General features: G+C 43.9%; 17 protein-coding genes. 7 read left to right on the top strand and 10 right to left on the bottom strand.

The annotated features are described in order from the left end of the window. Positions 1-24: 24 nt before the first annotated feature. Together ACYVRH_RS01620 and ACYVRH_RS01615 are read right to left on the bottom strand one after the other, a co-directional pair. Positions 25-939 carry an SPFH domain-containing protein gene (locus tag ACYVRH_RS01620; RefSeq protein WP_461255185.1) on the bottom strand — a complete coding sequence of 305 codons (915 nt, stop codon included), beginning with the start codon at positions 937-939 and terminating at the stop codon, positions 25-27. Positions 940-956: 17 nt separating this feature from the next. Further along, positions 957-1,460 carry an NfeD family protein gene (locus ACYVRH_RS01615; RefSeq protein WP_461255184.1) on the bottom strand — a complete coding sequence of 168 codons (504 nt, stop codon included), beginning with the start codon at positions 1,458-1,460 and terminating at the stop codon, positions 957-959. Positions 1,461-1,706: 246 nt separating this feature from the next. Here ACYVRH_RS01615 and ACYVRH_RS01610 point away from each other — a divergent pair, with 246 nt between their 5' ends. From ACYVRH_RS01610 to ACYVRH_RS01590, 5 genes are all read left to right on the top strand, one after another. Further along, positions 1,707-3,902: a methyl-accepting chemotaxis protein gene (locus ACYVRH_RS01610; protein ID WP_461255183.1), complete on the top strand. Its 2,196-nt coding sequence runs from the start codon at positions 1,707-1,709 to the stop codon at positions 3,900-3,902. A 196-nt stretch (positions 3,903-4,098) separates the two neighbouring features. Then, positions 4,099-6,297, top strand: a complete 2,199-nt coding sequence (locus ACYVRH_RS01605; RefSeq protein ID WP_461255182.1) for a methyl-accepting chemotaxis protein — start codon at positions 4,099-4,101, stop codon at positions 6,295-6,297. Next, positions 6,297-7,325: an HD domain-containing phosphohydrolase gene (locus ACYVRH_RS01600; protein WP_461255181.1), complete on the top strand. Its 1,029-nt coding sequence runs from the start codon at positions 6,297-6,299 to the stop codon at positions 7,323-7,325. Before ACYVRH_RS01605 ends, ACYVRH_RS01600 begins: the two co-directional genes overlap by 1 nt. Before the next feature lie 83 nt (positions 7,326-7,408). Next, the gene (locus ACYVRH_RS01595; protein ID WP_461255180.1) at positions 7,409-8,425 is read left to right on the top strand and encodes an HD-GYP domain-containing protein; all 1,017 of its coding nucleotides are present in this window, start codon (positions 7,409-7,411) and stop codon (positions 8,423-8,425) included. Between the two features lie 65 nt (positions 8,426-8,490). Continuing rightward, entirely contained in the window at positions 8,491-12,654 is a 4,164-nt protein-coding gene (locus ACYVRH_RS01590) for an ATP-binding protein (RefSeq protein WP_461255179.1), read from the top strand. A gap of 2 nt (positions 12,655-12,656) precedes the next feature. On the opposite strand, the gene ACYVRH_RS01585 is transcribed toward ACYVRH_RS01590, so the two are convergent. The 6 genes from ACYVRH_RS01585 to trxB are packed head-to-tail and all read right to left on the bottom strand — an operon-like array spanning position 12,657 to position 19,207. Next, entirely contained in the window at positions 12,657-14,387 is a 1,731-nt protein-coding gene (locus tag ACYVRH_RS01585; protein ID WP_461255178.1) for an AMP-binding protein, read from the bottom strand. 3 nt (positions 14,388-14,390) lie between these two features. Then, positions 14,391-14,939 (bottom strand): helix-turn-helix domain-containing protein, encoded by a 549-nt coding sequence (locus ACYVRH_RS01580; RefSeq protein WP_461255177.1) that lies wholly within the window; start codon positions 14,937-14,939, stop codon positions 14,391-14,393. Continuing rightward, complete coding sequence (locus ACYVRH_RS01575) at positions 14,936-15,727, bottom strand: PHP domain-containing protein (RefSeq protein ID WP_461255176.1); 792 nt, start codon at positions 15,725-15,727, stop codon at positions 14,936-14,938. The genes ACYVRH_RS01580 and ACYVRH_RS01575 overlap by 4 nt, the downstream gene beginning before the upstream one ends. Before the next feature lie 31 nt (positions 15,728-15,758). Next, positions 15,759-16,601 (bottom strand): GNAT family N-acetyltransferase, encoded by an 843-nt coding sequence (locus ACYVRH_RS01570; RefSeq protein WP_461255175.1) that lies wholly within the window; start codon positions 16,599-16,601, stop codon positions 15,759-15,761. Beyond that, a complete protein-coding gene (locus ACYVRH_RS01565; protein ID WP_461255174.1) occupies positions 16,594-18,267 on the bottom strand; it encodes a glycoside hydrolase family 3 protein in 1,674 nt (557 codons plus the stop codon). The genes ACYVRH_RS01570 and ACYVRH_RS01565 overlap by 8 nt, the downstream gene beginning before the upstream one ends. After that, on the bottom strand, positions 18,251-19,207 hold the full coding sequence (gene trxB, locus ACYVRH_RS01560; protein WP_461255173.1) for a thioredoxin-disulfide reductase: 957 nt from the start codon (positions 19,205-19,207) through the stop codon (positions 18,251-18,253). The genes ACYVRH_RS01565 and trxB overlap by 17 nt, the downstream gene beginning before the upstream one ends. Before the next feature lie 109 nt (positions 19,208-19,316). Between trxB and ACYVRH_RS01555 the strand changes: the two genes are divergently transcribed. After that, a complete protein-coding gene (locus tag ACYVRH_RS01555) occupies positions 19,317-20,747 on the top strand; it encodes a hypothetical protein (RefSeq protein ID WP_461255172.1) in 1,431 nt (476 codons plus the stop codon). 114 nt (positions 20,748-20,861) lie between these two features. Here the strand turns inward: ACYVRH_RS01555 and ACYVRH_RS01550 are convergent, their stop codons facing one another. Beyond that, positions 20,862-23,303 carry a pre-peptidase C-terminal domain-containing protein gene (locus tag ACYVRH_RS01550; protein ID WP_461255171.1) on the bottom strand — a complete coding sequence of 814 codons (2,442 nt, stop codon included), beginning with the start codon at positions 23,301-23,303 and terminating at the stop codon, positions 20,862-20,864. 124 nt (positions 23,304-23,427) lie between these two features. Next, positions 23,428-24,381, bottom strand: coding sequence for a sensor histidine kinase (locus ACYVRH_RS01545; RefSeq protein ID WP_461255170.1), 954 nt, complete (start codon positions 24,379-24,381; stop codon positions 23,428-23,430). 21 nt (positions 24,382-24,402) lie between these two features. Here ACYVRH_RS01545 and ACYVRH_RS01540 point away from each other — a divergent pair, with 21 nt between their 5' ends. Continuing rightward, positions 24,403-25,041, top strand: a complete 639-nt coding sequence (locus ACYVRH_RS01540; RefSeq protein WP_461255169.1) for a hypothetical protein — start codon at positions 24,403-24,405, stop codon at positions 25,039-25,041. Position 25,042: the final 1 nt, after the last annotated feature.

The following is a 25,042-nucleotide window of genomic DNA, read 5'->3' as shown; positions in this document are numbered from 1 at the left end:
TGCTAACTGCTAATTGCTAACTGCTCACTTCTTCACCAACTCCGCAACGCTAGTAACCAGCCCCGCTAAATTCTGTATCTCCGAGGGAATAATAATCTTTGTCGCTTGGCCGTCGGCTACTTTTTGAAGGGTTTCTAGGCTTTTCAGTTTAATCAGAGGATCGTCCGCGTTTACGCTCTTTATCATGTTTAGGCCGTCGGCGGTCGCTTTCTGCACGTTAAGGATTGCCTGCGCTTCTCCTTCGGCTTCGCGGATAGCGGCTTCTTTGGCGGCTTCCGCCTGCAAAATCACTGCGGCTTTTTCCGCCTCGGCTTTCAAAATTGCGGACGCTTTCTGGCCTTCGGCGACAAGAATGGCGGACTGTTTTTCGCCTTCGGCTTTCAGGATTGATTCCCTTCTTTCGCGTTCTGCCCTCATCTGCTTTTCCATCGCTTCCTGAATACTCTTGGGCGGGGCGATGTTTTTCACTTCCACGCGGTTTACCTTGATGCCCCAGGGATCGGTAGCCTCGTCAAGTACCGTGCGCATACGAGTATTGATCATGTCTCTGCTTGTAAGAGTTTCGTCTAACTCCAACTCTCCTATGATATTGCGCAATGTGGTGCTGGTAAGGTTTTCAATGGCGCTCATGGGGTTAATAACGCCATAAGTGAACAGTTTTGGATCCGTTATCTGCATATAAATAACGGTGTCGATCATCATGGTAACATTGTCTTTTGTAATTACAGGCTGGGGGGCAAAATCGGCAACCTGCTCTTTAAGCGAAACCTTGCTCGCGATACGGTCAAGAAACGGCAATTTTACATGAATGCCCGTGCTCCACGTGTCGTTGTACGCGCCAAGCCTCTCAATTACAAACGCGTTGGATTGGGATACAATCCTTACATTGGAAATGATTAAGATTAAAACAAACGCTGATATTAAAATAATTGACCACATAAAATACTCCTTTATAATTATTTTTCTGTTAATGGTGATTTATCATCTAACGGTGAATCATCACTTTCTTCATTACTGCAAGCTTTAACAATCGCGTGAACGCCTTCGATTCGCACTACTTCGCATTTGCTTCCTTCATCTAACGTGGAGCCGTCTTCCGTTTTAGCTGTCCAAATTTGACCGTTTAATTTAACCTCTCCCCTGTCAAATTCTGTAATCTTTTTTGTTACAAGGGCGGGTTTTCCCGCCAAACTGTCAACATTGGTCTTTTCCCTGCCAATTTTCAGTTTTTTTACAGCTATCGGGCGGGTAAAAAAGAGCAAAACTGCCGAAATGGCAAGAAAAATCATTATCTGATAAACCAGCGGTATGGGCAGGAAGGACAGAAAAACCATGATAAGAGCAGCAATCGCAAACCAAACTGTTGTAAGGCCTAAGGTAAACACCTCGATAATGGCGCATAATACTGTGAGGAAAACCCAAATCCAACGGATAGAAACAAACCCTATATCGAAAAGCATAGCTAATTTAAACCTAAACAAAGGCAAATGTCAATGACTCTTTCATTGCTAATTGCTCACTACTCATTGCTCATTGCTCACTGCTCACTGCTAATTTCCCTACTCCCCACTCCCTACTTTTCGAATAATTCCCCTGTTTTTGCGCTAATTCCCTTGACAAACGCGAAAAATAATATGACAATAATTGTAACGATAATAAATTACGCCAATAAATGTCAGAATAAAGGAAAGGTTAAGGAGTAACTAATGAAAATCAAAATCAAATTAAGCATTATGATGATCGCCATTGTGTTGGTCGTGGCGGGAGGCATCGCCATAATTGAATTGGTAAAGTCATCCGACATAACCATGAATCTTGCCAAACAGAAAACAATGTATCTGGCGCGGCAACGCGCCCAGTACTGGGATGGTCGTATAGGCGGCTATATAGAGGTGTTACAAACATTATCATACGTAATGAATTTTTATGAAAACATAGACGTAAACACTAGGCGGCAAACGTATGAAGACACGTTACAGTCTGTTTTTGAGGATATGCCCGATTTTGTACGGCTAACCACCATTTGGAAGCCTAACGCCATTGACGGTAATGACGCGCGTTACATAGGCAGGGAGGGTTCAACAGCGACTGGACAGTTTGCTTTTACGCTGACAAGAGAAACCGGTGAGATAAAAGTTATGGCCAGCTCCGTCGTTCAGGAGACAATGGCATGGATAACGGGACCAAACGCCAAATTAGTCGGGATGAGCGACCCCTCCCCTTTTAAAAATCAAGGAAAAGATACCTATGCCGTCAGAATCACTTGCCCCATTCTCAATAAGCGCATCAATGATGTAGTAGGAGCCGTAATATGTCAGTTGGATATCGCCATGATACAACCCAGAATAGAACAAACTATCAAAGATTATGATGAAGTTACTTCTATAGTTATTTATTCCGACAACGGGTTTATTTTGGCAAATTACCTGCCTGAGTTTATAGGAAAGAAAATTGACGAGGAAACGCAATACGACAAATATTTAAACGATGTCAAAACAGCTATTAAAAACGCGAAAGAATGGCAGGGTATGGCTTTCGACCCGGAACTGAAATCAAACATGGTAATGGCAGTAGCTAATATTCCAATAGGTGTTTCTCCAACAACATGGTCTGTAATGGTCGGTTCGACCCAAGCTTACATCCTTAGGGAAGTCAACGCTTTAAGAAATTTCGTCATTATTATGGCGGCGATAGCCATTATAGTGGCAGTTGTTATTATCTACCTTGTACTGGACAACACTACCGCCCCAATCGTCAAAGTATCTGATACCCTCAAGGACATATCGGAAGGCGAAGGCGATTTAACGCGTACCATTCCGGTCGGCTCTAAAGACGAGGTAGGCGACCTTGCATTGTACTTTAATAATACAATTCAAAAAATTAAAGGGTTGGTGCTTCTTATTAAAAAACAGGCTGGCGTGTTGTCAGATATTGGAACCGCCCTGTCCAGTAACATGACCGAGACCGCTGCGGCAATCAACGAGATTACTTCCAACATCCAGAGCATCAAAGGCAGAGTCATTAACCAGAGCGCCAGCGTAACCGAAACAAACGCTACAATGGAACAGGTTATCGCAAATATCAACAAACTCAACAGCGAAGTAGAAAAACAGAGCCAAAATATTTCCCAGTCGTCATCCGCCGTAGAGGAAATGGTGGCAAATATCAATTCCGTTACCGGTACGCTGATCAACAACGCGACCAACGTAAATTCGTTAAAGGAAGCCTCCGAAGTAGGACGCGCCGGATTGCAGGAAGTTGCGTCTGATATTCAGGAAATATCCCGCGAGTCGGAGGGACTTTTGGAAATTAACTCGGTAATGGAAAACATCGCAAGCCAGACCAACCTGCTTTCGATGAACGCCGCTATCGAAGCCGCTCACGCCGGCGAGGCGGGCAAGGGCTTTGCCGTAGTCGCCGATGAAATCCGCAAACTGGCTGAAAGCTCCAGCGAGCAGTCCAAGACGATTGGCACGGTACTGAAAAAAATAGCGGATTCTATCAAAAAAATTACAAGCTCCACCGATAACGTTCTTAAAAGGTTCGAGGCGATTGACACGGGCGTTAAGACCGTTTCCCAGCAGGAAGAAAATATCCGCAACGCGATGGAAGAGCAGGGACAGGGAAGCAAGCAGCTTTTGCAAAGCACAGGCGGTTTGAAAGAAATAACCTTGCAGGTAAAGGGCGGCAGCGAAGAAATGCTTGACGGAAGCCAGGAAGTAATGAAAGAAAGCCAGAACCTTGAAAGGGTAACTCAGGAAATAACAGGAGGCATGAATGAGATGGCTACCGGAGCGGAGCAGATAAATTTAGCCGTAAACAATGTTAATGATATGACCACCAAGAACCGTGAAGCTATTAACGATTTATTAACGGAGGTTTCGCGCTTCAAGGTTGAGTGATCCTAAGATAAGGAAATCATGAAGAGGGCGGCAAAACAAAAGTATATGTGTTTTGTTGCCTTTTTTTATATAATTTTGTATAGTTTTCCTATTTATGTCATCAAAATTCACAAAATTAATATAATTTATTTTTTCTTGACGGTTTGAGTAAAAGCACTTTAAAATTATTATATAAGGAAAAAAAGAGAGGAAAAAAATGAAAATAAAAATCAAACTTAGCCTAATTATGATAGCCATTGTGGCGGTCATTATAACGGTAGTTGCGGTATTATTATTACAGCAGGCTTCCAGCACAAGCATTACTTTAAGCAAGCGAGGCATTGATAATCTTGCAAGTCAACGCGCCGCATACTGGCAAGGAAGAGAGGACGGGCTTTACCGGGTTATTCGCACGCTTGCAAACATAATGAGTGATTATGAAGGTGATCCGGTGGCACAAAGGCGGGATATGTATGACAGCATGATGAAGTCCGTTACTGCGGCGGAAACTACCATATATCAGGTCTACACCGTTTGGAAACCGAACGCCGTTGACGGAATGGATGATAGAATGATAGGCAGGCCTGGATCAACTCCCACCGGGCAATACGCCGTAGCGTTTCGCCAGGAAAACGGGCAGACAAATACGACAGTTACCAGCGACGTAAACGACGCCATGGCGTACTTAAACGGTCCCAACGCGACTAAAGACAGGTACGAACACCCTGTTGCGAGAAATATAGACGGAAAAGACACATGGTATTTCAGGTTAATGGTTCCAATCATAAACAAGCGTACCAACGAAGTAGTGGGAGGCGTGGGCGCTCTTTGCGTAATAGACGCAATACAGCCAACGATAGATAACACCATAAAAACAAGAGAAGAAATTTCGGCGATTTCAATTTACTCAAGCAACGGATTTATATTAGCGAGTTATGTGCCGGAGCGCGTAGGAAAACAACTGCTCGATGTAGACGTTATATACGGTAATAATATTCAGGACGCCAATAAAGCCGTTCAAAACGGCGATATTTATAGTTGTTCAAGTTACTCGCCGGCTTTGAAGACAGAAGTAGAAATTATGATAGAGTCTTTCCCGTTGGGCAGTTCCGGTAAGACATGGAGCGTAATGATCGCGTCAACGGAATCGTACATTTTAAGAGAAGTAAAAGAGATGACCATGTTTACGATTATTATTGCGGCTATAGCCATTGTAATAGCGGCGGTAATTGTATACATTACCCTGAACAGCATTACCGCTCCAATCGTTAAGGTAGCCGAAACGCTCAAAGACATCTCCGAGGGCGAAGGCGATTTAACGCGGAGCATAAACGTTACTTCCAAAGACGAGGTAGGCGACCTTGCCAAGTACTTCAATAAAACTTTGGAGAAAATTAAAAATCTTGTTTTAGTCATCAAGAGAGAGGCGACAGGCCTGAACAATATCGGCAATGACCTTGCCAGCAACATGACGGAGACTGCGGCTGCGGTAAACGAAATCACGGCTAATATTCAAAGCATAAAAGGGCGCGTTATAAATCAGAGCGCAAGCGTTACGGAAACCAACGCCACCATGGAACAGGTTATCAACAACATCAACAAACTCAACGGTCATGTGGAAAACCAGAGCAATAATATATCTCAAGCTTCTTCAGCCATTGAAGAGATGGTGGCCAATATTGGTTCGGTGACGCAGACGCTGGTTAAGAATACCGATAATGTAAAAGCGTTAAAAGAAGCCTCAGAAGCGGGGCACGGCGGATTGCAGGAAGTGGCGACAGACATTCAGGAAATAGCCCACGAGTCCGAAGGGCTTATGGAGATTAACGCGGTAATGGAAAACATCGCCAGCCAGACCAACCTGCTTTCGATGAACGCGGCTATCGAAGCCGCGCACGCGGGCGAGGCGGGCAAAGGCTTTGCCGTTGTCGCCGATGAAATCCGCAAATTGGCGGAAAGTTCCAGCGAACAGTCCAAGACTATCGGCAACGTCCTGAAAAAGATAAAAAATTCCATTGACCTGATAACCACTTCCACCGAAAACGTGCTTAATAAATTTAAAGCAATTGACTCAAGCGTTAAGACTGTATCGGACCAGGAAGAAAATATCCGTAACGCGATGGAAGAACAGGGAACAGGAAGCAAGCAAATTCTGGAAGGCATTGGCAATATTAACTCAATCACGCGGCAGGTAAAGGGCGGCAGCGAGGAGATGTTGGAGGGCAGCAAGGAAGTTATACGTGAAAGCCAGAATCTTGAAAAAGTATCGCAGGAAATATCCTCAGGCATGAACGAGATGGCTTCAGGCGCTGATCAGATAAACATTGCAGTACATCAAGTAAATGATATAAGCAACAAAAACCGCGAAGGCATTAATACTCTCATGCGCGAGGTGTCTCGATTCAAGGTGGAATAATGAAATCAATATTTATCGTTGATGACAGCGATACAAGCCTGTTATTGGCTAAAGAAGCGTTGAAAGAGCACTACAGGGTGTTAACTATGTCATCTGCCGCGAGGCTCTTTAAACTTTTGGAAAAATTTATTCCTGATTTAATCCTGCTGGATATTGAAATGCCCGAGATGGACGGCTTTGAAACAATACAAAAATTGAAATCCAACAATTACTACAAGGATGTTCCAGTCATATTCTTGACCAATTATAGGGAAGACTCCATTGAAAGCTTCGGCTTTGAACTTGGCATTGTAGACTTTATCTCAAAGCCGTTTTCAACGCCCGTACTGGTCAACCGCATTAAAACGCAGCTTGACATTGACTCTTTGATCCGCGACCGAACTGAAAGAATCAAACGCCTGCAAAACGGCATTATGACGGTTTTGGCCAACGTGGTAGAGGAACGTGACAGGGACACTGTAGGGCATAACGACCGAACGGCGGCGTATGTAAAAATACTTATAGAAGCGATGATAGAACGCGGGATATACGCCGATGAAATACGAGGTTGGGATATAGAAAAGGTCATTTTTTCTTCAAGGCTGCACGATATGGGAAAAATAAGAATAATGGACACGATTTTAAACAAACCCGGCAAATTGAACGAAGATGAATATGAGCAGATGAAATCCCATACCGCCGAAGGCGTGAAGATAATCGAGAGGATGATAGAACAGACTGGAGAAGTGGAATTATTGAGTAATGCCAAATTATACGCCGAATACCACCATGAACACTGGGATGGAACCGGTTATCCTTATGGGCTTAAGGAGACTGACATACCTTTACACGGGCGTATTATGGCTTTAGTGGACGCATATGACGCGCTTATTTCAAAACGCCCATACAAAAACGCATTAGCGGACGAAGAAGTGGCAAAAATAATTTCAGGGGAATCCGGCAAACAGTTCGACCCTAAAATTGTTGAAGTGTTTCTTGAAGTACAAGGGCAATTTAAAGCTGTTAAGGCGTTTACGAATGCTGTTTAACAAAAAATTCTTTAAAAATACATAAATTGCTTTTTTTTATTGACAAAATAAGCAAAAAAGTACAAAATAGTTATTGTGGAATAATGAAAATAATTTTTATTGTTGACGACAGTGATACCAGCCTTTCAATAGCGAAAAAAGCGCTTGAAAATCAGTATAGAGTTTTAACAATGTCATCCGGCGAGAGGTTGTTTAAATTCCTTGAAAAAATTACTCCCGATTTGATCATTTTGGACATTCAAATGCCCGAAATGGACGGATTTGAAGTAATAAAAATATTGAAATTCAGGCCTTTATACGCTGATATTCCAGTTATATTTCTTACAAGCAGTTCAGATGATGATATTGAGGCAAAAGGTTTTGAATTAGGCGCGGTGGACTTCATCTTAAAACCTTTTTCCGCGCTCGTACTGCTCAACCGCATAAAAATACAATTGGATATTGAAAATGTAATCGGCGAGCGTATAGAAAATGTCAAACTTCTTCAGGACAAATTTATGTCCGTTATCGCGAATGTAATAGAAGAACGCGACATATATACTGTTGGCCATAATGATCGTATCGCGACATATATCAAAATACTCTTAGCCGCAATGAAAGAACGCGCCATATACGCGGAAATTTCAAGCTGGGATATTGATAAAGCCGCGTCAGCCGCCCGTCTGCATGATATGGGAAAAATCAACGTATTAGAAACAATTTTAAACAAACCGGGAAAACTGGACGATAACGAATTTAATCAAATTAAAACCCACCCTATTTACGGCGCAAACTTAATCGGCAAAATTTCAAAACAAGCCGGCGAAAAGGATTTTTTGCATAACGCAAAATTGTTTGCCGAATATCATCACGAGCGCTGGGACGGAACAGGTTATCCGCATGGGCTGAAAGAAACTGACATTCCCCTGCATGGCCGTATAATGGCCGTTGTTGACGCATATGACGCGCTTGTTTCCAAACGCCCTTACAAGGAACCGCTTTCTAATGAGGAAGCCGTTAAGATTATTTCATCAAACTCCGGTAAACAGTTTGATCCTAAAATAATCGAAATATTTATTGCCGTACAGGAGCAATTAAAAGAAACAAGAGGGGTATTGTAACAAATAAAACAACTTGACGGGCGTTTTAGACTTTACCTATAAATTTTTTGAGGAGACTATTTATAATGAGTAGACGTTCAAAGATAGCCGGAGCCTCCGTTATTTTTATTCTCCTTTCATTAATAGCCCTTCTGATTACTTACATCTACAACAAAGAAGCCATAGACATTGAAAACGCCGTTTACATGGAAAAAGACAAGCTTAAAGACGATATGTTATTTTTTGAATCTATGCTGGAGAACGATAATAGCATTGTACACCTTGAAAAAGGCGATTATATAAATAAACAAGAACTTGCCTTTTCTCCCGTATACCACCACGATCTTATCGAACATCTGGCGCACGATATGGGAATAGATGTGGCTGTTTATATCAAGGAAAATAATACCTACCGTTGCGTAACATCCACTATTGTTGATTCAGAAGGGAATCCGGTAATAGATATTATTCTTGGAGAAGAAAGCGCGGCATACGCTTCTATTCAGTCCGGCATAGATTACACCGGCAAAGACGTTATTCTTGGCAATAGTTATCTGACCTTATACCGGCCTCTTTTAAAACTCGAAACAAACGAAGTTATAGGCATTTTGTTTACCGGCGTTAAAATGACGGTGCTGGAAAATATTATCTCGCATAAAAGCGATACGCGGGCAGTCTCCATGCTGTTAATAAAAATAGGGCTTATAACGATGGGAACATTACTGGCGGCAACTATAATTGTCATATTAATTAGAATTACCACAGATAAAAAAATTGCTGAAGAACACTTGCAGGTTATATTTGACACAATGCCTTTGGGCGCGACCATTCACAGCAGAAGCAAGGATTTTTTTGACTGTAATGACAGCGTAGTTAAATTATTTGAAATGTCAAGCAAACAGGAACTTATCGATAATTTCCGCCTGCTTTCACCTGAATATCAGCCGGATGGGAAACTGTCAAAAGAAAAAATGCAGGAAGTTCTTAACAAAGCTTATGACGAAGGTTACTATAGTTTTGAATGGATACACCAGAAATTAAACGGGGAGCCAATACCATGCGAAGTCACGCTTATACGAACTAAACATGATAAAGATTTTATTATAACAGCCTATCTTCGCGATTTACGCGAGTCAAAGCAGATGATGAAAAAAATCCATCAGCGTGAAAAATTATTAAATACGGTAAACAATGTGGCCGACATTTTGTTATCTGTCAATAATGAAAACTCTTTTACGGCTACGCTGTTAAACAGTTTTGAACTTATAGGGCGTTGTTTTAATGTTGACCGCGTTCAAATTTGGCGTAACGAGGAGATAGACGACGAACTGAATTTTGTCCTGCGATATGAATGGCTGAGCGAATACGGCAAGAACGACGTAAAAGTCCCTCTGGGGTCGCACTTTTCCTATAATTTAAAGCCGAAATGGAAAGAGTTATTCATGCGCGGCGAATATATTAACGCGCCGTTATCAAACTTGCCGGAAGACGACCGCCTTTTTTTGTCTTCATACGGAATGAAATCCATTATTATTATTCCTATGTTTGTAGAAAACAATTTCTGGGGCTTTTTCAGCATTGACGACTGTCTGCAGGAACGCACCTTTTCTGATGATGAAATGCATATATTAACATCCTTGGGCTTAATGATAACCAATACCATAGACAAAAATTTACAGTTAGCTAAAATACGCGAAGCTAATGAGCGCGTACAAGTTATATTTGACGCCATGCCGTTAGGCGCAAGCTATATTGATGTTAATTTCAATGTTATAGACTGCAATGATGAAATGGTTAAAATATTTGGCTTATCAAACAAACAGGAATATATAGAAAAATTTAATGAGCTTGTCCCTGAGTACCAACCTGACGGAATTTTATCGGCAAAAAAAATAACTGAAAGCCTTAATAGGGCTTTTGCTGACGGTTATTTCCATAAAGAAGTCATGCACCAGAATCTGAAAGGCGACCCAATACCTTGCGAAATTACCCTCGTGCGCGTTAAACACTTTGATGATTTTGTTTTAGCGGCTTATGTGCGGGATTTACGCGAGTTAAAAGACGCCGTTAATGAAATGAATGAATCGGCGCAATCGTTTAATCTTCTGGAAAATATGCTTAACAACCTTGACGCGATGATTTATGTTAATATTCCCAGTACAGGCGAAGTTTTATTTATTAATGATAACATGAGGAAGCATTTTAAAATTGAAGGCGAATATTTAGGCAAGTATTGTTATAAATTGTTCTTTAAAGACAAAGACAAAATTTGCGATTTTTGCCCCTGCCGTAAACATGATGAAGATCCTGATAGCATTGTCGTTTGGGAAATGCTCAACCCCATAACAAACCGCATATACCGCAATACCAGCCGTTATATGGAATGGTCTGACGGGAGAATTGTACATGTTCAATGTTCAGTCGATGTAAATGAGCTAATTATCGCAAAAGAACAGGCAATTCACGCTAACAACGCGAAAAGCAACTTCCTTGCAAAGATGAGCCATGAAATACGCACGCCAATGAACGCTATTCTTGGCATTACGGAGATTCAACTGCAAAATAAAAATATTCCCAATGACATGAAAGAAGCTCTGGGGAAAATTAATAATTCAGGTTATTTGCTGCTTGGCATTATAAACAACATACTGGACATGTCAAAGATTGAGTCAGGCAAACTGGAACTGTCGATTGGCAGTTACGACATGCCAAGTCTGATAAACGACACTGTTCATCTTAACGTTATATTGTACGACAGCAAACAAATTGAGTTAATCCTTGACATTGATGAGAATATTCCATCAAGGTTGTTAGGTGACGAACTGCGCATCAAGCAAATCTTAAACAACTTGCTTTCAAACGCCTTTAAATACACTGAAAAGGGTAAAATTTCCATGTCGATTTCCGCCGAATATCATGAGGAAAATCCTTCGATGATAACGCTTATTTTCATAATAGCGGACACGGGGCAGGGCATGGATGCGGAACAGTTGGATAAGTTATTCGATGAGTTTACCCGCTTTAATATGGATATCAACAACAATGTGGAAGGCACAGGTCTTGGGATGAGTATTACAAAACAACTTGTCCTTATAATGGACGGCACTATTGACGTAAAGAGCGAACCGGGCAAAGGTTCCACGTTTACCGTGCGTTTGCCGCAAAAAATAGACTCTAAGAACGTATTAGGCAAAGAAACGGCTGAAAAACTAAAAGATTTCCGTAATGCGGATTTGTCACGAATGGAAAAGAAGATGCAGATTGAATGTGATTATATGCCCTATGGCAAGATTTTGGTAGTTGATGACGTTGATACAAACCTGTATGTCGCAAGAGGATTGATGTCCCCTTATGGTTTATCCATTGAAACAGCAAAAAGCGGTTTTGAGTTGATTGATAAAATTAAAACCGGCGCCATCTATGACATAATATTTTTAGATCATTTTATGCCAAAAATGGACGGTATAGAAGCTGTAAAAATTATACGGGAGATGGGGTATACGAATCCTGTCATAGCGTTGACGGCAAACGCTATTGTAGGACAGTCTGAGGTGTTTTTAGATAACGGATTTGACGGCGTTATTTCCAAACCGATAGACACGCGGGAATTGGACGCTACGCTTAACAGACTGGTACGCGACAAGCACCCTGTTGAAGCGGTTGAAGCCGCGCAGCTTAAATCGTCCTCTAATACGCAGCGCACGGTCAAAAAGCTGGATCCTGCGTCCGATCCCGGATTAAGGTCAATCTTCGCCCGAGACGCTGAAAATGTCCTTACAAGATTAAAATCAATACTTGACAATTCATTCCGCAGAACTGACGATATCACTCAATATGTTATTGACGTTCATTCAATGAAGAGCGCGCTCGCCAATATGGGTGAAGATGAAACATCCGCTTTCGCGCGCAGGCTGGAAATAGCCGGTCAGGCAAAAGACATACAACTAATAACTTCCGAAACTCCGACTTTTATGGAAGCGTTGCGTAAAGTTATTGAAAAACTCAAGCCAAAAGAAGACGTTCCCTTACCGGAAAATTTTGAAAACGATCTTGTATTTTTATCCGAAAAAATGCGCGACATAAAAACAGCGTGCGACAATTATGATGATGTTGCGTCTAATGCGGCGTTAAAAGAGCTTGAACAAAAAAAGTGGTCGCGTTCCATAAAAAATTATATCAGCGCTATCTCTATGCATATACTGCGCGGCGATTTTGAGAAAGCCGCCAACATCGCCAATGATTATTTGTAACTTTAGTCTTTAAAATCTTTTTTCCGTATCATGTTACGCTGAATTTTACCGCTGATTGTTTTTGGCAGTTCGGGCGTAAACTCTATAATGCGCGGATATTTGTACGGCGCCGTTACGCGCTTGACGTGGTTTTGCAGTTCGCGGATTAATTCGTCCGAGGCGGCGTAACCCCGCGCGAGAACGATGGTGGCTTTTACTACCTGTCCGCGCATTGGATCGGGGGCGGCGGTGACGGCGCACTCAAGCACAGAGGGGTGCTCCATCAGGGCGCTTTCAACTTCAAATGGGCCGATGCGGTAGCCTGAACATTTGATCACGTCGTCATTACGCCCAACAAACCACAGATAGCCGTCATCGTCTTTCCAAGCCATGTCTCCCGTTTGATACGTTCCGTTGTTCCAGTTATTTAAAGTTATTTCCCTGTCTTTCCAGTACCCTCGGAAAAGGCCTGGAAAATCCGAATTGCCGATTACGGGCGGAATATTCTCGACTGCGGCGCCCTTGGCGGCTCCTTCGGTTTCGTACATATTTTTTCCAGCGCTTGTTATGCTCATGTTTCCCACAATGCCCTCGTCACATTCTTTTCCGCTTTCGTCTAACAATTTGAGGCCGAAAAGCGGCGCGGGTTTTCCCATTGACCCCGGTTTTACGGGCAACCACTTAAAAACAGCCGCCATTACCGAAGTCTCACTCTGGCCGAACCCTTCATAAATTTCAAGTTTTGTCAGTTCCTTAAATTTATTGTAAACTTCGGGGCTTAACGGCTCCCCAGCCACTGACGTGTGGCGAATAAAGCTAAAATCATAATGAGAAAGGTCTTCTTTAATCAGATAACGGAATACCGTAGCGGGGGCGCAAAATGTTACGGGCTTTAACCGCTGAAGCGCGTCTAACATACCTTTGGGGGTAAATTTTTCCGTGTCATAAACGCCGATTGCCGCGCCGCAAATCCACTGCCCGTAAATCTTTCCCCACGCAAACTTTGCCCATCCTGAATCAGTCTGCGTCAGGTGGACGCAGTTGTCTTCCACGCAGTGCCAGTATTTTGCGGTAACAATATGCCCTAATGGCAAACTATGGTTGTGAAGCACCATTTTGGGCATTCCCGCAGTGCCGGATGAAAAATAAATTAACATCGGGTCTTTTGCGGACGTGGGCATTCTTATAAAATTTTCAGGCGCTTTTTGAATAACAGAGCGCATATCAATAAAACCCTGCGGAATCTTTTCTCCGATAACGGCTATTTTTTCCAGATTCGGGCAGTTCGGGCGCGCCAAAGCGATATTGTCAAGCAGCTCCTTGTCATCGACAGTAATTAAAAGTTTTACATTGGCGATATTGCAACGGTAGTCCAAATCTTTAGCGGTAAGCTGGTATGTGCCGGGGATGCAAATCGCGCCTATTTTTGAAAGGGCGCACATTAACACCCACACGCCGGGACGCTGTTTTAAAATCAGCTTTACCACGTCGCCTTTTTTCACCCCTAGCGATAATATGGCGTTTGCGGCTTTGTCTGAAAGCCGTTTTATTTCCGCAAAAGTAAAAGACTTTACAACCTCGGCATCGTCCGTCCAAAGCAGGGCTGTTTTTTGCGGCTGTAATCTTGCCCATTCGTCCACTACGTCGTAGGCAAAATTAAAATCATCCGGCACATTGCAACGATAATTTTCATAAAAATCATCGTAGCTGTCAAAATCAATACGCGGCAAATAGCGTGAAAGTATTTCGTTCATAAATTATTCCTGAATTACCGTTAAAAATTGCGCCCTGCCGTTCACGGCAATTTGCGAGTGGGGCAGACGCGCGTCAAAATAAACAGAGTCACCGGGGTTTAAAATATGTTCGGTTTTTACAACCGTAACTTTTACCTGCCCTTCAATTACAAAATTAAACTCCTGTCCCGAATGGGACACTTGGGCTGCGGGGGGCTTTGAAGAGTCAAGGGTTACAAGCAACGGCTCCATAGTTCTGCGCCTAAAATTATACGCAAGGCTGGAAAACTCATATCCCGGATAACGTTCTATTTGCACCCCCTTGCCGTTGCGGCAGACTGCGGCGCTTTCCATCCTTGCCTCTTCTCCCGTAAGAAGAACTGTAACGTCCGTGCCAAGGCGGCCTGCTATCGTATACAAAACGCTGATCGGTATATCCAAATCTCCGTTCTCATATTTGCTGTAAGTCTCAAAAGGAATATCGGTATCTTTTGCCATATCAAGGGAGCTTATTTCAAGAATCTCCCTTAATTCTTTTATCCTTTCGGGAACATGGGCCACTTTTTCATTCATACAAACTCCCTCCAATGCCTTCCTGTAACCTTATCATTCTCATCGCGTATTTCAAATGGCAGCTTAATGGTTTCCGTCCCAAAATAATCAAGCCGTCCTTCATTTACTTTTAAACCCGATATTTCGTTATTCAAAATTACATTCACGTAATCAGAAATGCTGTTCAGTTTTTTTTCAACATACACTCCGAAAAGTTCGTTATAATAAATATCAGACGCGTCATGTATATCGGTTCCGTCGGTACCGGGCTTTCCTATTTTTTTCGCATAACGGTAGGCAAGGGCGTCATAAGACGGGTCGTCATGCCCTCCGTTGGCGACCTCAACCGCGTCTACGCAGCCTGTGGAAAGCACGACCTTTGGAATGTAAACCCTCTGCCTGAACGGGTGCGCCTGAACGACGCATCCCCCCGATTCCCTTACGGCGCGGTACTGCTCTCCCCTAGTCCAATTGCGGGCTTCAGGATGTTCAAGCAGCCATTCCTTATCAAGCCCGTAAATAAGATAATCATCGCAACCGTCAAACGTCTCTTCCCAGCCAAAAAAAACGTCAAACCCCCGGCGCTCACCCTCATTTCGGGCGTCCTCATACCCCTGGCAAAAACTGTTTACCCAATTTTCCCATGTAAGATTTCTGGATAACGAACAATTCGCGTTAAAAAAATGATCGGTTACCATTATTCCCGAATATCCCTTATCCTGATAACCGGCAATATAATCAGCGCCGCGCGATATTGCGCATTTGCTGACAGGAGAAGTGTGAAGATGGGTTTCGTACAGGTACGCCACAATTCATTATACCGAAAAAGGGCGCGTTGCTTCAATAGTATGAAATTCTATAATCGTTTATCGCGGTAAAGCCAAGACTTAAATAGAGCCTGCGGGCTGCCGTATTTGTCTTTCTGACAAAGAGCGTCACTCCCCTGCCTTCAGCGATTAGGGAGGAAATAAACTCATACGCCATCAGGCGGCCTATTCCCTTGCCGCGAAAATAGGGGTGGACATAGACGCCGCCTATCTGATACCTGGTAAAAGAAACTCCGCTAACATTTATTTTCCCTATAAGCCGCCCGTCAATTTCCGCCGCCAGAACCTGCCCTTTGGCGATTATATTGGAAAGGTTTAACCGGCTTGCAATCGGGCTGAAGCTTGAGCCTTTGGGCAGCACTTCCTCTTTTTCATAACCCGCCTGTAACGGAGCCATCGCGTCAATATCGGTCATCACGGGCGTCCTTAATACAAGATTTGAAAAATTCGATAAATTTTTTCCATTGCTGGGGGGAGAATCAAGAGACATAAGTTCATAGTCTATTATCTCTTTTGCCTTCCATCCGTTCTTGCCTAACTCGCCTTCTAAAATAATTACATCGTTTTTCAACCCCTGCGCCGAATGAATTTTTTTTGCCGGAAGGAAACCTTTTTTTAAATCTAACGGGGGTATTTTTACGCCGCATAAAACGGGCAGTATGTTGCTTTTAGAATTAATTAACAACGCCTGAATCTTTTCTTTCGTACAAAGTACCCATATTAGGGTATTTACCTCGTTACGCGCAATAAATTTCGCGCAGGCGTTGACATAATTATTTTCATTATCCTTCAATAATTTTTCAACGAGCTTAAAATCTCTCTTTTTTATTTTACGCCAGTAAAAACTATCACTCATAGGGAAGGATTCCCTGTGCGGGGATTTTACCGGTTATCGCCGAAAAACCGGCGGCAAATGACGTAGAAGCGTAACTGTACACCGCTACCGCGCCCGTAATCCAAGGGACGCTTTCAAGGAAAGCCGGGCTTAATACCGAGAGAACTATTACTTTTTTATTTAAATATTGCAAATTACGCAGTAAATACAAATCGTAATTGTCTGAAAGGCAGAAAATTATCGTATCCGCGTTATTCGCGTAATACTCTATTTCACCCGGTTCCGCCCCATTGTAATAACGGAAAACCATAGCGTTGGGAAACGCCGCCCTTCCGTAAGTAAAGAAATACGGATACCTTCCCGCTAAAAGAATACGCCCGGAATTTTCCCTTGTTATAGGAAAGACCGAATCTGCGGAAACGGGCTTTACTATCGTTACGCTTCGCGCCGCCAGATTCATAAAATAAGCGGAAGCTTCAGCGTCCGGCAATCCCTTTTCAACTTTTTTTAAATCAGGAATATATGTTACCTTTGAATTGCCGCGCAGATAGGTTAATTTTAACTCCAATACCCTGCGGACTGCGGCTCTTACATATTCGCGGAAATCTTTTTCGTCTCTCATTGAATTAATCAGGTAAATCCACACCGGATCAAATAGGGCGGGCGTATTTGAAAACATAACAATATCGTTACCCGCGATAATAGCCTGTTTAGCGGTACGGGAGAGCGTGCCCATATATGTTATCGCGCCTATCATCATTAAATCGTCGGTAATAACAACTCCCTTAAAACCTATCTTGTCGCGTAACACATCGCGCAGGAACCATGAAGAAAGCGAGGCTGGCGCGGTTCCCGCCCTTGTCAGAGGAAACGAAAGATGCCCGCTCATGACGGCGGGAAGCCCTTCGCCCGCAAGTATTCTGTAGGGGACAAGTTCCCTGTTCCATAGGGAGTCAAATGATATTTCAATTTTTGGCAATATTCCGTGAGAGTCAAGATCGGTATCTCCGTGGCCGGGATAATGTTTTGCGGTCGGAATAACACCCGCCGCAAGCTGTCCTTTAACAAACGCCGAGCCAAAGATTCCCGCTTTTACAGGATCGCTTCCAAACGCCCTTGGTCCTATTAGCTTTGAAGAGTGGTTTGTAAAAAGATCGACTGTTGGGGCAAAATTCATATTGATTCCAAGAAGAGCCAGTTCCCTGCCTATATAAAAACCTGATAAATACGCGTCACGGGGATAACCTGACGCGCCAATCGCCATATTTCCCGGCGTATCGCTGGTATTTCCCTTGATATGCCGAATCCATCCTCCCTCCTGATCGGTCGCAATAAGAAGCGGAATTTGAAAAGGAGTATTTAAACTTGCCAACTGTAAAGAACCGATAGTCTGCGCAAGACGGCGCGTATCAGAAGTATCCCAACCGAATATTTTTACCCCCCCGATATTCCTCTGATTAATCCAATCTATAATTAAAGGGTTCGTCTCTTCTCCGACCCAACCAATCATAAAAATTTGAGCCAGAGCCTGTTCATCAGTCATGGCGCTTTCAATAGCGGCAGCAAGCTCGGAAGGAGCGCCATAATCGTTGAAGTTTAGGGAAAAAGCGGAAAAAGAGGGAAAAAAAGAAAAGAGAAAAATGAAAAATGAAAAAAGTAATAACTGCGGTTTATTTTTTCTTTTCATCTATCTTCTCCGATGCGTTATGCGCCGCGACAGCTCCGTCAGCGGCGGCCGTTACTACTTGGCGGAAAGCGCCTGATCTTACGTCGCCTGCGGCGTATATGCCCGGAATGTTAGTCGCCATTTTCTGATCCGTTATAATATAGCCGCTTTCATCAAGTTTGACGTTTAATTTGTTATCTGCAATCAGCGAAGATTGCGGAACAGTACCGGCAAAAATAAAAACCGCGTCTGCTTCTTCTTCATGCGTCTCGCCTGTTTTTGTGTCGGCTAACACGACAGACTTTACTTTTTTTTCGCCTTTTATTTCTTTAATTACCGTATTAAAGCGAACTTCAATATTAGGGTTTTCAAGCGTCCGTTTTACAAGGGCTTTTTGCGCCCGGAAACTGTCTCGCCTGTGTACCATCACAACCTTGTCCGTAAGATGGGAAAGGTAGCGCGCTTCATCACAGGCGGCATCCCCTCCCCCCGCCACAAATATTTTCTTTCCTTTAAAAAAATTACCGTCGCAGGTGGCGCAGTAGGAAACTCCCTTTCCCGTAAATTCTTTTTCTCCGGGAACATCCAGTAACCGAGGTTTTGCCCCGGTCGCTATAATGACGGCTACCGCCGTTCGCGTCGTACCGTCTGAAAGATCGACTGTAAAAACATCGCCGTCACTTCGCAACGAATTTACTTCTCCATAAAAAAATGAAGCTCCGAATGATTCAGCCTGACGTTGTAAATCCATTGCAAATTCATAACCTGTTTTTGGCGCACTGCCTTCGCCGCCGACATTACCCGGATAATTCTCAAGCGCGTCAATAAGCAGGGCCTGCCCGCCCACAGACTGTTGTTCTATAACAAGAACATTTAAATTCGCCCTTGCCCCGTATTGTGCTGCTGTAAGTCCTGCGGGACCGGCGCCTATTATAATAAGATCAATATTTACCGTAGACATCTTCTCTCCCAGCCATATACTTTTTTAGCTGTTTCATTTATATTAAATTGTGAGCTTAAAACCGTCAATTACGCCTATATTGATTTTGGCTATAATTCTCAGTTTCCCAGTGAAAATTCACGCGCAGAACGCTTTCCCGCGCATTGAACCTGATTCAAAAGCCCTTGATTATTACCTTTTGGGGAAAAAATCCGGTTATTCATGGCAGGAACTCGCGGAAATAAGCCTTTGGGCATCCGGGGACGCGTCACTGTCCGGGATGGAAAAAATAAAATCAACCGTCAGCGCATTGAGCGCCGCTATTGATCCCTCAGTTTCCGGCAGTGAGAAGGCGGAATTTATCCTTAGTTATATGCATAAAAACACGTTAAAATCTTATTCGCTCTACCAAACCAGATTAGATAACCTGCTTTCCACCGGAAGGTTCAACTGCGTCTCATCAGCCGTTCTATATGTCATCCTCTGCAAATCGGCGGGGTTAAATACAAGCGGAGTTATGACAAAAGACCACGCGTTCGTAATAGTTCATATCGGCGGACAGGATATTGACGTAGAAACTACAAACCCTTACGGATTTGATCCGGGAAACAGAAAAGAGTTTCACGACTCAAGCGGAAAAATTACAGGCTTCGCGTATGTTCCGCCGCAGAATTACCGCGACAGGCAGACGATAAATCAAATAGAACTTGTCTCGTTAATTTTGAATAACAGAATCGGCGATTATGAAAGATCGAATAACTTTGCCGCTTCCGTTCCCCTTGCAGTTGACCGCGCCGCGTTGCTTTTAGGGGACTCTTACGCCCTTACTTCCGGCGTTTCAACATCTGAATTTTTATTTATCGATCCAAGAAAAGATCTGATGGACAGACTTTTAAATTATGGCGCGTCCCTTTTAAAAAGCAACAGAGAGGAAGAATGTATCCGCTGGGCTGTTTTAGCCTCTTCAACTTATCCCGACAATAACCGCTGGCAGGAGTTGTTTCTTGCGGCTGTTAATAACAGGATTTCAAGATTTATAAAAGATAGAAAAATATCCGACGCGCGTAATTTTCTTGAGGATCAAAAGACGCATATAACCGAAGCCGATTACGCCCAACTAGACGCGTTGATTGTTGACGCTGATATTTTAAACAGGGCAAATAATTTTAAAACAAGCGCCGAAGGGGACGAAATTATCGCCGACATTGATAAGGCGCGTAACAGCGGCAGATTAAATGAAAAAAGAGCGGCGGAATTGTTAACTTACACTATTCAAAAGGTAGCGATGGTTCTCTGCGCGCCGCCTCTGAGGGATTGGCGAGCCGCTATTAAATACTTGGAGAACGCCCTTTCAAAATACGGCGCAAACCGCGAATTGGAGCAAACGCTACGCACATACAAAGGCAATCTTGCAACTGATTACCACAACCGTTTCGCCACAGAGTGGAACAAGAAAAACTTCGCCGAAGCGGAACGCATTTTAAATGAAGGGCTTGACGAGTTCCCAAATGACAGGCAGTTATTAAGCGATAAGCAGATTATTGCTAAGCAGGCAAAGTAGGGAGTGGGGATTTTTGTTTGTAATCTAATCGTGTTGTCAACAAGATTAGATTTCCCCTCTCCCTACTCCCCACTCCCTATTCCCCACTATCCACTAACCGTTTCCCTATAACTGTTAGTTCGGCGGCGTCAAGGACGTATTGAACGCAATCCGGTATGTGCCGCTGTTGTAGGTAGAAGCGTTGTTGTAAGGCTGTACCCTTATATAGTAAACCTGATTATTTGTTACCGTCTTGGAAACGGATTCTCTACTGCTAGTTGTAGGGCGAGATAAACGGGTCTCGCTTCCAACAGCAGTACCGTTGTTTGAGTCATACAATAGGACATACAGATCAGACAGCGAGGAGAATTCTACGTGTATGTACTGCGTGCTTGCGGTAGCGGTGAACTTGAACCACTGCTCACTGCTTGATGTGGGAAGATTGCCGGATTGCCATGTATTGGCGGTAAGCGTGGTTATGGTTGTACTGGGGGAAACAGGTAAGGCATTGAACGCAATCTGGTATGTGCCGCTGCCGGAAGAACTGTAAGGTCGTACCCTTATATAGTACTCCTGCCCTGTCGTTAGCGTCTGGGAAATGTAGTTAATAATCCTAGCCTCGCTTCCAACCTCAGCGTAGCTTGAGTCATACGCCTGCACATACAGATCAGACAGCGTGGAGAAATTGGCGTGTATGTACTGCCTGCTTGCGGTCGCGGTGAACTTGAACCACTGTACGCTGCTTGATGTGGGAAGATTGCCGTTTTCCCAGGTATTGGCGGTAAGCGTGGTTATGGTTGTGCCGGGTGGAGCAGGCAAGGCATTGAACGCAATCTGGTACGTGCCGCTGCCGGAACTTACCCCTATATAGTACTCCTGTCCTACCGTTACAGTCTGGGAAACGTATTTTGTACTGCCATTATTTATATTATTTAAATTGCTCCCGCTTCCAACCTCAGCGTAGCTTGAGTCATACATATGCACATACATACCAGTCAGCGTGCCGAATTTTACGTGTATATACTGCGTGCTTGCGGTAGCGGTGAACTTGAACCACCCGTCAGACGATGTGGGATTACGGTCCGCCCATGTATCGGCTGTAAGCGTGGTTATTGTTGTGCCTAGCGGAAATGGCAGAGCATTGAACGTAATCTGATATGTGCCGCTGTTGGACCCATAAGGTTGTACACTTATATAGTACTCCTGCCCTGCCGTTACCTTCCAGGAAACGTATCTTGTACTGTATAATTCGGTACGGCTTCCAACCGTAGCGCCGCTTGTGTTATACGCTTGAACATACAGATCAGTCAGCGTGCCAAATTTTACGTGTATGTACTGCGTGCTTGCGGTAGCGGTAAATTTGAACCACTGTACGTCAGACGACGTGGGAATATTGCCGTCCGCCCATGTATCGGCAGTAAGCGTAGTTATTGCGCCAATGGAAGGGAGGTTAACCGTAAAGCTCACGTTAAATGCCGCCGTAATGCCGTTGCTCCCCGACACGGTAACCGTAGCGGCGTAAGTGTTAGCGGCAAGGCCGGTTATGGGCGAGACGGTAAAAGCGTCTTCGCCGCTTACCGCTATATTTGTTATTGATTCTTTAGACAGAGTAAAACTGTCTGCGCCGGTTCCTCCCAGCGCGACAGTAAGCGCTCCTGTCGCCTGGTTGCCCGTGTTTGTTATGGTAACCGTTAACGGTTGCGCGCTATAGCCGATTGTCGCGGCAGTGAATGTATGAGGGGCGGCTTGTGAAAGGGTAATGCCGTAGATTGCGTAGGCAGTTGGAAATACTGCGGTAACAACCCCGGAATTGGCGTCATTGCCCACCGTTGTCGCCCCCGCAACCGTAAAGAAGTTGGCCGCCACCCCTTGCAGGGTATAGCCAGTTTTTGCCGTAAGGGTAATGGTTGCCGTGTATTGCGTCCCGGCGGCATAAGGCTCCACGTTGGTAAATGAACCAAGCAATGTACCACCAGCTATGTTAGTCATTGTACCGCGCAATTTATAGACTAATGCGTTACTGCCGCTCCAGCTATTATTGTTACTGGAGGTAAACGCCGGGCTGGGCGGCGTGTCGGCGTAATACATAATGAATGAATTTTCACTTTGACTAAACCCCGCAACCCAGTACACTTGAACGGCATCGCCCGCCGCCACAGTGAAGGTGTAGGTATTGGAAGACCCGCTTGACACTTTTATTCCGGTGGCAAGCTGAACTCCGTTTTTAACGATTCTCAACGCGCCGCTGCCGTTCCAGCCGTCTCCATAAGAATCATACATGTCAATTTTTACCGTCCTGCTGTTGCTGGCGAGAGCCGGAGACCACGTTACCGTCCCGCTGTACTGCTCGTTTCCGGTAATGGCTGTAACCGGAATTCCGCCGGGTACCGGGGCGGTAACGCCCTGTATGGCGGCTATGTTTATGACGGTTGTGCCAGCGCCGTTTACCGTAAAGCTAACGTTAAATGTCGCTGTAATGCCGTTGCTCCCAGACACGGTAACAATAACTGCGTAAGTGTTAACTGCAAGGCCTATTTGGGGTACGATGGTAAAAGTGTCTTCGCCGTTTACCGCCATGCTTGTTATTGATTGTTTTGACAGCGTGAAACTTGTCGGATTTGCTCCTGTCAGCCCAATCGTAAGCGCTCCTGTCGCCTGATTGCCCGTGTTGGTTACGGTAACCGTCAGAGGCGTTCTCGCGCTATAGCCGACTGCCGCGGCAGGGAATATATGGGCTTCGGTTTGTGAAAGGAAAATCTTTCTGTATTTTTATCTGACATTCAATATTGGTTCGCCGCCAGAAATTATAGCAAAGGGATTGTAACGCATCCCCCAAACGGCGGCGCTGGAAATCGGGAGGGATAAGGTTTTCGCAGATGTCTCTAATCCGCTTCATTATTTCCCTTTGCCCGCTGACAACCTCATCGCAGAGGAGGTTGCGCTTTGCCGTATCAGCTTCTTTATTCATAATTTCAGTCCTAATCGAAAGCTGTAATATGTCATGCGCGACAGTATCGTGCAATTCACGGGCTATACGGGAACGTTCCTGTTCCTGCGCTTTTATGGTTTCCCGCGAAAAAGCAATGCTTTGCCTTTCTCTGTTTTCCGTCCTTTCAATCTTTGCGTACTGCGCCACTAAAATAAGAATAATGGTTATGACCAACAGGGAAAAGAACAAAAAAAGAAAAAAAGAATTCCGTTGTACGGCATTGGACAGGCTTTTATCTATGCGCAGTAAACTGTCAAGGCTTGCGTCTATTTCCGCCGCCGTCAAATAGAGCGCCTGATTGTCGTTGTTTTGTATGGCGGTTTTAAGGCGGTCTGCGGCTGAATTGACGACCTCAAGGTATTGTATCCCTTGGGGGCGGTGCGTCTGATACAGTGAGCCAACCGAAGAGGAAAAAAAATTATTAAAGGTAAGGCGGAAATCGTCTATACGGTTTTCAAGTCCGGCTGTGGGGTTGATAAATTCTTTTTTTATGGCAAGCCATTTTTCGGAAATAGTAGAAATAGGCTGTTGAGAGGGGATTTCGCCGCAACTTGCAAGTAAACTTGCTACAAGTAAACTTGCTGCAAGTAAAATTACGGCGGTTATTACTGTTAAGAGCTTGCGTGATAAATGAGGCGATTTATCACACTTGAATAAGAACCGCATTTATTGCATGATAAGGTATTTATGAAGAGAGTTCAACTCGTGAAAATTATTGTTCTCTGTATAGCGTCCGCCGCGTGTAATGCGGCGCTTTCGCATTTTGTTATCAATGTGGCAAGGCTCCCTTTATATCTGGATACAGTTTTTACTATAGCCATGTGTTTCAGCGCAGGCCTATTCGCCGGCTTTCTGACCGGCGCGTTTACGTGCTTCTGTATTTCTTTTGTTTTATACGGATATATTTTGGGTAATATTTTTCCCAAGGTAGGTTATCTTTTTTATATATGCGTAATTGTTGAAATGCTTTTGGTTTATTTTTTCCATATTAAAATAAAAAAGAGAGAGGAAATTTTTCTTCAAAAACCTTCGCTGCAATCGTTTGTTTACATTGCCCCGTTGCTTCTTGGGCTTGTAGCTCTTGATTGTATTGCCGTCAGTATCACGGGCGGCATCATTGATTTTACCCTTAGCGCGAATCAAGTGCCGAGGAGCGTTTCTCCCGAAGATACTTTCAAACTTGGCCTTTTATGGAACAATGTGCCGCTTTTGGCAGCCGCCATTCTTTCACGCATTCCTATAAATATTGTAGATCGTTTTTTCGCCATTTTTGGCGGTTACGGCGTTTCACTGTTGTTCAGGAAATGGATTGGCAATAAGGAATAAC

The sequence above is a fragment of the Treponema sp. R80B11-R83G3 genome, from assembly GCF_054786115.1.
This window is presented reverse-complemented; position numbering and strand designations above follow the sequence as displayed.

Excerpts from the sequence above, each read along its gene's own strand:
- ACYVRH_RS01550 (WP_461255171.1), bottom strand. The coding sequence starts at position 23,303 with ATGGCGGTAAACGGCGAAGACACTTTTACCATCGTACCCCAAATAGGC.
- ACYVRH_RS01590 (WP_461255179.1), top strand. The coding sequence starts at position 8,491 with ATGAGTAGACGTTCAAAGATAGCCGGAGCCTCCGTTATTTTTATTCTC.
- ACYVRH_RS01620 (WP_461255185.1), bottom strand. The coding sequence starts at position 939 with ATGTGGTCAATTATTTTAATATCAGCGTTTGTTTTAATCTTAATCATT.
- ACYVRH_RS01610 (WP_461255183.1), top strand. The coding sequence starts at position 1,707 with ATGAAAATCAAAATCAAATTAAGCATTATGATGATCGCCATTGTGTTG.
- ACYVRH_RS01615 (WP_461255184.1), bottom strand. The coding sequence starts at position 1,460 with ATGCTTTTCGATATAGGGTTTGTTTCTATCCGTTGGATTTGGGTTTTC.
- ACYVRH_RS01540 (WP_461255169.1), top strand. The coding sequence starts at position 24,403 with ATGAAGAGAGTTCAACTCGTGAAAATTATTGTTCTCTGTATAGCGTCC.
- ACYVRH_RS01570 (WP_461255175.1), bottom strand. The coding sequence starts at position 16,601 with ATGAGTGATAGTTTTTACTGGCGTAAAATAAAAAAGAGAGATTTTAAG.
- ACYVRH_RS01565 (WP_461255174.1), bottom strand. The coding sequence starts at position 18,267 with ATGAAAAGAAAAAATAAACCGCAGTTATTACTTTTTTCATTTTTCATT.
- ACYVRH_RS01605 (WP_461255182.1), top strand. The coding sequence starts at position 4,099 with ATGAAAATAAAAATCAAACTTAGCCTAATTATGATAGCCATTGTGGCG.
- ACYVRH_RS01580 (WP_461255177.1), bottom strand. The coding sequence starts at position 14,939 with ATGAATGAAAAAGTGGCCCATGTTCCCGAAAGGATAAAAGAATTAAGG.
- ACYVRH_RS01585 (WP_461255178.1), bottom strand. The coding sequence starts at position 14,387 with ATGAACGAAATACTTTCACGCTATTTGCCGCGTATTGATTTTGACAGC.
- trxB (WP_461255173.1), bottom strand. The coding sequence starts at position 19,207 with ATGTCTACGGTAAATATTGATCTTATTATAATAGGCGCCGGTCCCGCA.
- ACYVRH_RS01600 (WP_461255181.1), top strand. The coding sequence starts at position 6,297 with ATGAAATCAATATTTATCGTTGATGACAGCGATACAAGCCTGTTATTG.
- ACYVRH_RS01545 (WP_461255170.1), bottom strand. The coding sequence starts at position 24,381 with ATGCGGTTCTTATTCAAGTGTGATAAATCGCCTCATTTATCACGCAAG.
- ACYVRH_RS01595 (WP_461255180.1), top strand. The coding sequence starts at position 7,409 with ATGAAAATAATTTTTATTGTTGACGACAGTGATACCAGCCTTTCAATA.